Annotated in this window: 9 protein-coding genes; 3 read left to right on the top strand and 6 right to left on the bottom strand. The window is 72.1% G+C overall.

Annotated features, from left to right (window positions below; translation table 11 throughout):
- Positions 1 to 88: 88 nt before the first annotated feature.
- Positions 89 to 970, bottom strand: coding sequence for an alkaline phosphatase family protein (locus ACFWB8_RS36030; RefSeq protein ID WP_385237236.1), 882 nt, complete (start codon positions 968 to 970; stop codon positions 89 to 91).
- 263 nt (positions 971 to 1,233) lie between these two features.
- Here ACFWB8_RS36030 and ACFWB8_RS36025 point away from each other — a divergent pair, with 263 nt between their 5' ends.
- A complete protein-coding gene (locus tag ACFWB8_RS36025) occupies positions 1,234 to 2,475 on the top strand; it encodes an alpha/beta hydrolase (protein WP_385237234.1) in 1,242 nt (413 codons plus the stop codon).
- Here the strand turns inward: ACFWB8_RS36025 and ACFWB8_RS36020 are convergent.
- Positions 2,453 to 3,916 carry a carboxylesterase/lipase family protein gene (locus tag ACFWB8_RS36020; RefSeq protein ID WP_385237231.1) on the bottom strand — a complete coding sequence of 488 codons (1,464 nt, stop codon included), beginning with the start codon at positions 3,914 to 3,916 and terminating at the stop codon, positions 2,453 to 2,455. The two genes, ACFWB8_RS36025 and ACFWB8_RS36020, sit on opposite strands and share 23 nt — an antisense overlap.
- 104 nt (positions 3,917 to 4,020) lie before the next feature.
- Here ACFWB8_RS36020 and ACFWB8_RS36015 point away from each other — a divergent pair, with 104 nt between their 5' ends.
- The gene (locus ACFWB8_RS36015) at positions 4,021 to 4,386 is read left to right on the top strand and encodes a hypothetical protein (protein WP_385237227.1); all 366 of its coding nucleotides are present in this window, start codon (positions 4,021 to 4,023) and stop codon (positions 4,384 to 4,386) included.
- A gap of 97 nt (positions 4,387 to 4,483) precedes the next feature.
- Positions 4,484 to 4,774 carry a chaplin gene (locus ACFWB8_RS36010; protein WP_385237224.1) on the top strand — a complete coding sequence of 97 codons (291 nt, stop codon included), beginning with the start codon at positions 4,484 to 4,486 and terminating at the stop codon, positions 4,772 to 4,774.
- Between the two features lie 112 nt (positions 4,775 to 4,886).
- Here the strand turns inward: ACFWB8_RS36010 and ACFWB8_RS36005 are convergent, their stop codons facing one another.
- From ACFWB8_RS36005 to ACFWB8_RS35990, 4 genes are all read right to left on the bottom strand, one after another.
- The gene (locus ACFWB8_RS36005) at positions 4,887 to 5,750 is read right to left on the bottom strand and encodes a tyrosinase family protein (protein ID WP_385237221.1); all 864 of its coding nucleotides are present in this window, start codon (positions 5,748 to 5,750) and stop codon (positions 4,887 to 4,889) included.
- A 6-nt stretch (positions 5,751 to 5,756) separates the two neighbouring features.
- A complete protein-coding gene (locus ACFWB8_RS36000; protein ID WP_385237218.1) occupies positions 5,757 to 6,137 on the bottom strand; it encodes a tyrosinase family oxidase copper chaperone in 381 nt (126 codons plus the stop codon).
- A 71-nt stretch (positions 6,138 to 6,208) separates the two neighbouring features.
- Positions 6,209 to 6,745, bottom strand: a complete 537-nt coding sequence (locus ACFWB8_RS35995; RefSeq protein WP_385237215.1) for a GNAT family N-acetyltransferase — start codon at positions 6,743 to 6,745, stop codon at positions 6,209 to 6,211.
- Positions 6,746 to 6,939: 194 nt separating this feature from the next.
- Positions 6,940 to 7,740 carry a hypothetical protein gene (locus ACFWB8_RS35990; RefSeq protein ID WP_385237212.1) on the bottom strand — a complete coding sequence of 267 codons (801 nt, stop codon included), beginning with the start codon at positions 7,738 to 7,740 and terminating at the stop codon, positions 6,940 to 6,942.
- Positions 7,741 to 7,865: the final 125 nt, after the last annotated feature.

The following is a 7,865-nucleotide window of genomic DNA, read 5'->3' as shown; positions in this document are numbered from 1 at the left end:
GGCCCCGGGCGGGTGCCCGGGGCGGCGCCTTGCGTCTCGGGGGTCACGGCGGGCGCGGGTGTACCGCGACTGTCCGCAACGTACATGGTCAGGAGGCCCAGATCCCGGTGATGTCGGTGGCGGTGGCGGCGTTCCCCGCGTGGGTGGTCAGGCCGGCGAGGCCCTCCAGGGTGCGCAGCATGTCGTAGTGGTTGTAGGTGGTGCTCGACGTGGAGCCCGGGGTCACCGGCTGCCCGTAGAGGACGGTCGGGATCTTGTTGCCCGCGAGCCGGTTGTCCTCGTCGAAGGTGACGACGAGCAGGCTGTTGTGGGTCTTGGCCCAGTCCGCGTAGGCCTTGAGGTTGTTCTTGAGCCAGGTGTCGCCGGTGCCCACGGAGCAGTCGTGCATGTCGTTGCACAGGTTGGGGACGACGAACGACATCTTGGGCAGGGTGGTGAAGTCCGTGGGGAACTGCGTCATGGTCTTCGCCGTGCTGGTGGGCACGTTGGAGAAGGCGAACCACGGGTTGTGCTTGCGGGCGTAGCTGCCGCTGGAGCATGTGGTGGAGCCCTGGCTGGGCAGCGTCTCGTTGTAGCTGGCCCAGCTCTTGCCGGCGGCGATCAGCTCGGAGGCCAGGTTGGGCGCGGAGCTGAAGCCGGGCGTGTAACAGCTGTCACCGGTCACGCCCTGGTTCGAGCCCGAGAAGAGCTGGAGGTAGTTGGGCTGGCTGGGGTGTGTGATGCCGAAGGAGTTGGTGAGGTTGGCTCCGCCGGTCTTGAGGGAGTTGATGTAGGGGGCGCTGGAGCTGCCGATGACCTGGTTGTAGGCGTGGTTCTCGAAGACCACGACGACCACGTGGTCGGGGGCGGGCAGGCCGGCCGCGTGCGCGGGCTGGGCGGCACCTGTGCCTGCCCACAGCGCGGCGCCGGCGGCGCTGAGGCCGAAGGCGGTGGCGAGGGCCGTCTTGCGGCGGGGCCGTGAAAGGGACATGCCAAACACGGAAGATACCTCCAGGCAGGGGGGTTTGGGGGCGGCGCGGACGCACCATACCCAGCGCCATGTGCACTGGCCAGAGATACTTGGCGAACGGAACGGGAACTCCGAAGGCCCTTTTCACGTCGGGCAACGTCCTTCTCCAGGGAGCGTCAAGAGAAGGAAAAATACGGAACCCATGGGCACGTACGATCATCCTTCGAACGAAAGCACGTCGACACCGCCCCAACGGGGCAGCACCAAGCCGGAGACAACCGCACATGTCGTACTCACCCGACGGACAGCATCAGCCGTACCGGTCGGAAGGGCAGTACCAGCAGCAGCCCTACGGCGAGCCGTACGGACAGGCCTACCCGCCCCAGGGCCACCAGCACCCCTACGGGCCGCCGCAGCCGCCTTACGGTGAGCCACCCCTGCCCGAGGAACCCCGGCGACGTCCGTCGCGGGCCCGGCGCTGGGTGATCGCGGGTGTCTCCTTCATCGCGCTCGCGGGCATCGCGGCGCTCGTGATGAACCACTACGAAATACCGCCCTTCACCGACAAGGGCGAGGCCGTCTCCTTCGGCAAGGCGCCCGGCGGCGCGGGGGGCACCGGAGGGACCGGCAGCACCGACGCCAAGCCGCCGGCCAACTCCAAGGCCCTGATGCCGACGGGTCCGATGGCCGCCTTCAAGAACTCCATGACCCTGCCCGACGGCACCCACGTCGCCGTCGCCACCCTGGACGGCAAGAAGTCCGGTTTCAAGGGCCAGGTCTGGGTCTGGGCGCCCAAGGAGTACAACGACCCGAAGTTCGCCAAGAGCGGCTTCCCGGTCATGATCGCCCTGCCGGGCGGCGCCGGTTACCCCAGCAACTACTGGATGGGCACCGACCTGGGCCTCCAGAGCAGCATCGGCAAGTGGTACGGCGAGGGCAAGAGCAAGCCCTTCATCCTGGCCATGCCGGTGCTGAACCCGGGACCCGACGACAAGGGCGTCTACTGGGACGGCTCCGACATCCCCGGCCAGCCCAAGATGGGCACCTGGCTGACCGATGACGTGCCGGACTTCATGAAGGCGAACTTCCGCACGGTCAAGTCCCGTGACGGCTGGGCCTTCATGGGCTCCTCCACCGGCGGCTTCGCAGGCCTGAAGGCCGTGCTGAAGCACCCCGACAAGTTCAAGGCCGTCATCGCCTCCGGCCCGGACATCGTCCCGGACTCCCCGCTGTGGAAGGGCCACGACAAGGAGAAGGCCGAGAACAACCCGGAGCTCCTGGCGAAGCAGCTCATCGACAAGAAGGGCCCGGACGTCTACCTCGCCTTCCAGGTCGGCACCGACGAGAGCAACAAGAACACCCTGCCCAACGTGCAGAAGTTCATCGCCACCTACGGCAAGGGCCCCATACACACCGACCTGAGAGTCATCCAGGGCGGCAAGCACAACGCCAAGACCTACGTGCCCAACATGGGCGAGGGACCGATCCAGTTCATCAGCAAGGTCATGGAAGGACCCGTGGAGTAACCGCCGCCTCCCACGCCTGCTTCAGCTCCGGCCCGCCGAACACCTTCGGCGGGCCGTTGCCGTCCCAGGGCGCCCAGCCCGGGTCCCCCGCGACGGCGAACCGCACCCAGGCCGCGTGCATCTCCTCGGCCAGCGACTGCGGGGCGTCCGGCCCGGCCAGCCAGGCCGACTCGGGCACGGCCAGGTTGTCGAAGACGAAGCCGAGCTCCAGCGCGTGGCAGGAGCCGAGGCCCGTGACCCCGGACGGCCACGCGAACTCGTACACGAAGCTCGGCGCCGCCCGCCGCGCGCCCGCGAGCCGTCGCAGCGGGTCGCGCAGCAGCCGGTCGGTGAGCAGGTGGCCGGCCAGGTCGGCCGGGCCCGCCCCGGGCAGCCCGGCGCGCAGCGCCCGTACGGCGGACCGGTCCTTGCCGCTGCGCAGGCAGGCCAGCGCCACGGTGAGCGGACCCAGCCGGTCCAGCAGCCGCATCCCGCCGGTGGGGGCGAGCCAGAGCCGGTACTCCTCGGTGGTCCAGCCGAGCAGCAGCGCCACGCCGCTCCCCGTGGCCGCTTCGAGCGGGTCGGCGGGGAGCGTGTCCGGGTCGGTGACCAGGCCGAAGGCCGGACCCCCGACCAGCGGGGAGGAGCGGCGCGCCGCCGCGGCCTGGGCGGCGAGCAGGTCGGGCAGGGCGGTGGCGGCGAAGGCCCCGGCGGTCGCGGGCACCTTCAGCAGCGAGGCCATCCGCCTGACCATGGTGCGCACTCCGTCGCGCGGCAGCACCTCGGGGGCCCCGCTCTGCAGGACGGCCCGGGCGAAGAGCCCCTCGGCGCGCGGGGCGGCGAGCAGGGCGCCGATGCTGATGGCCCCGGCGGACTCGCCGAAGACGGTGACGCGGGCGGGGTCGCCGCCGAAGGCCGCGATGTTGTCCCGGACCCATCGCAGGGCGGCGATCTGGTCCAGCAGGCCGCGGTTGGCGGGGGCATCGGGGAAGAGCCCGTAGCCGAGGACACCGAGCCGGTAGTTGACGGAGACCAGCACCACGCCGTCGCGGGCGAAGGCCGAGCCGTCGTAGACGGGGACCGCCGAGGAGCCCCGGGTGAGGGCCCCGCCGTGGATCCACACCATGACCGGCAGCCGGGCCGCGGGGGCCGGGTCCGGGGTCCACACGTTGAGGTTCAGGCAGTCGTCCCCCGGGATCTCCGGGTCGGGCAGCAGCGCCGCGAACGCGTCCGGGTAGGGCACCTTGGGCGCGGTGGGCCCGTACGCTCCCGCGTCGCGTACGCCGTCCCAGGGCTCGGGCGCAGCGGGCGCGGCAAAGCGGCGGGGCCCGACGGGCGGGGCGGCGTACGGGATGCCGCGGAAGACGGCGATCCCGCCGGGCCCGGTGCGGCCCTCGACCACGCCCTGCCCGGTCCTGGCCCGGGGCCGGCCGTGGTGCCTGCCGCCGCCCGCTGCGCCCATCGTGTCCTCCCGGTACTGAATCCCGCGCTCCGCGCACCGTCGCACAGGCGTCCCGGGGGTGACAAGGCGTGACCCGGTCGGGGGCGCGGCGGGTTGGAGCGGGCATGCGATCCATGGGTATCCCCCTCACCATCCCCGCCCTGCTGCTGGCGGCCGTGGCCGCGGGCGCCTGCGCCGGGGCCGGGGCCGCGCACGCCGGCGAAGGCCCCGTCATCGGCCAGGGGACCGTCGTCGGTCACGACTTCCAGTACGTCGGCCAGGACGACAAGGTCCACGCGGTCCCCTCCCGCAAGGGCTGTGTCAAGGCCGAGGGCGGCGGTTCGCGGGGCGTGACGAACAAGACCCGCGAACCGGTGGCCCTCTACCGGGAGCCGGGCTGCAAGGGCGCTCCGGTGCAGGTCATGCGGCCGGGCGAGGTCACTCAGGTGCAGCCGGCTTTCGCTTCCGCGCGGTTCGGGATCACCGGGTAGGCCCAGTGACCGTGACCCCTGGGCGGTCGGTGCGTTGTATGCCATGTCAAACGCCGCAGCTTTGCGGCACCCCCCTTTTTCTCACGAGGAGATCTTGATGTCGCGTATCGCGAAGGCATTCGTCATCACCGCTGCCGCCGGTAGCGCCCTGGCCGCCGGCGCGGGCCTGGCGGCTGCCGATGCCGGCGCGCACGGTGCGGCGGTCGGCTCCCCCGGCGTCCTGTCGGGCAACCTGGTACAGGTTCCGGTGCACGTCCCGGTCAACGTCTGCGGCAACACGGTCAACGTGGTCGGTCTGCTGAACCCGGCGTTCGGCAACACCTGCATCAACCAGTCGGGCGGCGGCCAGCACCACACCGAGCACCACACCGAGGGCTACGGCGGCTGATCACCCGCACTACCCGCACCACCTGCTCCGCTCGCCTCACCCGCTTCACCCGAAGGGCCCCCGCCGTACGGCGGGGGCCCTTCCCCATGGAATACGGGTTCCCGGCGGGTCGTCATTCGTAGCGGTAGACGCCCTGGTGGCCGAGCATCTCGCGCGGGGTCAGGTCCCACGGCGGCATCGGCTCGTCGAGCGCGATCACCCGGCCGCGCTGGAGGTCGCCCGGCTGGAGCGGGGCGGCGGGCAGGTAGCCGGAGCCCGGGTGTCGCTGCTGCCAGCGGTCCCAGAGCAGGTCCACGAAGGCGTGGTGCAGCCAGAACACCGGGTCGTTGGGCGCCGTGCCGCCCGTCATGTGGCCGCCGATCCACTGGTGGACCTTGTTGTGGTTGCGCCAGCGCTCGCTCTTCGGGGCCGCCCAGCCCTCCAGCTTGTTGCGGAAGCCGCCGCCGGCGGAGGTGGAGTCCCAGGGCGAGGTGTCGTAGGTCGGGTCGTCCATCGCCCACTCGAGCTCGGCCGCGGTCGGCAGTTTGATCGGGTTCTGCGGCCGGCCGAGGTTGCGGGTGAGGAAACGGGCCTCCGTGATGCCCACGGTGACCGGCCAGTTGCCCTTCTCGTAGGCGAACGGGCCGGTCATCACCTGCCGGTCGCTCTCGCGGCCGGTGCCGCCGAGGAAGTCGTCGGCCCAGAGCGAGGAGACCGGGCTGTTGTCGGTGGTCCAGTCCCAGTACGGGACGCAGACGCCGGGGTCGACCCTCTGCACATTCCTCTCGAACTCGAGCAGGTAGCGGCGGTGCCAGGGGAAGAAGGACGGGGACATGTGGCCGACCCGGAGCTTGCGGGCCCGGTCGGGCACGAAGTACTTGTCGTGCGTGCGCACGAGATCGTCGTAGACACCGCTGCGCTTGAGCTCCAGCACGGCGGCCGTGAACCGCTTCTTCTGCGCGCTGGTCAGGTTCTTCTGGTTCTGCCGGGTGTACAACGCGGACTACTCCTGTCCACCGTGGTGGGGGGCCGCGAACGCCAGCTGGTTGGTGCCCAGCTCGTCGACGGCGGCGCGCGCGAGCTCCAGCGGGGTCGCGTAGGACTGGAAGTGGTTGATCCCGCTGAGGTAGCTGCCGTCGGCGCGGCGCATCACGTGCAACGGACGGCCGTCGATGCGGACCGCGGCCGTCGCGAGGTCCACCGCGATGTGCCGGCCGCGGTACGTCTCCTCGGTGAGCGGGGCTGGGGTGAGCGTCTGGCGGGGTCTGCGGGCGCGCAGTACGGGGGCCAGGGCCGCGGCCGTGCCCGCGCACACGGCCGCGGTGAAAGCCGTACGGAGGACCGCGCGGCGGGTGAGTGGTGCGGCGGCGGGTGCTGCGTACATACGGTCTCCCTCGCTCGGTGCCCGGTGCCGGAGCCGGTGCCTACGGGTCTAACGCGGCGCGGCGGGCGAGGTCACCTGTGCTGGTTCGGGCGCTTGTAGAAAAGGGTGGTGGGGCGCAGCCGGCCCGCCGGGTCGGTGGCGTAGTCGGGGATGGTGCCGGCCTCGGTCCAGCCGGCGGAGCGGTAGACGCGCTCGGCCCCGCTGCCGGTCTCGGTGTCGAGGAACAGCAGCACCACCCCGGCGCGGGCGGCGGCCTCTTCCGCCTCGGCGAGCAGCGCGCGGGCGGTCCCGCGGCCGCGGGCTGCGGGGTGGACCATGAGCTTGCGCAGCTCCGCGCGGTGGCGGCCGTTGGGCTTGGACTCCCGGTACCAGCTGACGGTGCCGTCGATCCGGCCGTCGGGGCCGGTGCGGGAGACCCAGAGCGCGAGGGAGCCGTCCTCGACGGCGGGCAGCAGGGAGTCCCACCAGGCGGCGGCGCCGGCGTGGTCGAGGTCGGCGAGGAAGCCGAGGGAGGAGCCGTCGGCGACCACGGCGAGGAGGAGCTCGGCGAGCTCGTCCCGGTGGGCGGCCAGTGCGGTGGCGTCGAGCGGGGTGATGGCGTCGATCATCCCGCGAGGATAGGAACCAGCGGCAGCCCCGCCGCAGGCGGGGCAGGTGCAGCCCGCGCCAAGGCGGGGTGCAGCACCCCCCCCTCCAGCCCCGCCGGCGTTTGAGGCGCGGGTCCGGGCAGCGCCCGGGGAGCGGCTCCGCGCAGCGGCGTGCCGGGGGGCCGGCGAGCAGGGCGGGCGGCGCCCGCGACGGCTCAGGGGGCCCAGGGGAGCCGGAGCGCCTCGATCTCGGTGTCGGCGAGCAGGGCTTCGATGAGCGGCGCCGGTCCGGCGACCTTGGTGGCCCACAGGTCGTAGTCCGTGCAGAGGACCCAGGAGTGGTCCTCGGCCCACAGGTTGGACGGGGTGAAGTCGGCCTCGGGGTTGTCGTACAGCGCGGTGGCGTCGCCGAGGCGCCCGGCGCGGACGTGCAGGTTGGCCTGGTCGAACCGACGGACCAGCATCGGGTTGTAGTAGGCGAGGCAGCGGGTGTCCGGACCGGCGGAGCCGTGCGCGGTGAGCAGTTCGACGACCCGGTTCCAGGTCGGCCGGTCGAGGCTGCCCTCGGTGGGCGGTTCGATGCCGAGGGGCCAGCTGCCGTGGGTGCGGGCGCCCGGCAGGCACCGGTACGAGGGCAGCAGCCCTTCGGGGACGACCGCGTCACCCGTGCGCCGGGCCAGCTCGGCCCAGCGCAGCCGGCGCCAGCCGGGCCCGGGGTGCTCGGAGCGGCCGAGTCCGCCGCCGGTGGTGGTGAGCCCTTCGAGACTGTGGCCCCCGACCGTGAGCGGGGCGATGCTCCCGTCGGCCAGGCCGGCTCGGCGGTCCTCGTCGTGGGTCACGTCTCCCGGAGCGCCCTGGTACTCGTACATCGCGTTCAGCACCCAGGCCGCGTCCGGCAGCGGCGGCGGCATGAAGCCCGTCAGACCGTCGTCGTCGGCGAGTTCCCGCAGCCAGTCGGCGGTGCGGGACGGGGCGAGCGGCCACCGGGCTTCGATCATGGGGGATGTCTCGGACATTCCGCCATGATCGCAGCCCGTCGGCCGGGACTAGGTGTATTGCCCTGTGAGGTTGGGGACGCGGCTGGCGGGTGGTTTGCCTGCGAGCGCGGTGTGTCCGCGGTGGTGATTGTAGAAGTGCAGCC

Source organism: Streptomyces sp. NPDC060031 (assembly GCF_042736805.1).
GTDB lineage: Bacteria > Actinomycetota > Actinomycetes > Streptomycetales > Streptomycetaceae > Streptomyces.
The sequence above is the reverse complement of the archived record's forward strand: the minus strand, read 5'-3'. Positions and strand labels throughout refer to the sequence as shown.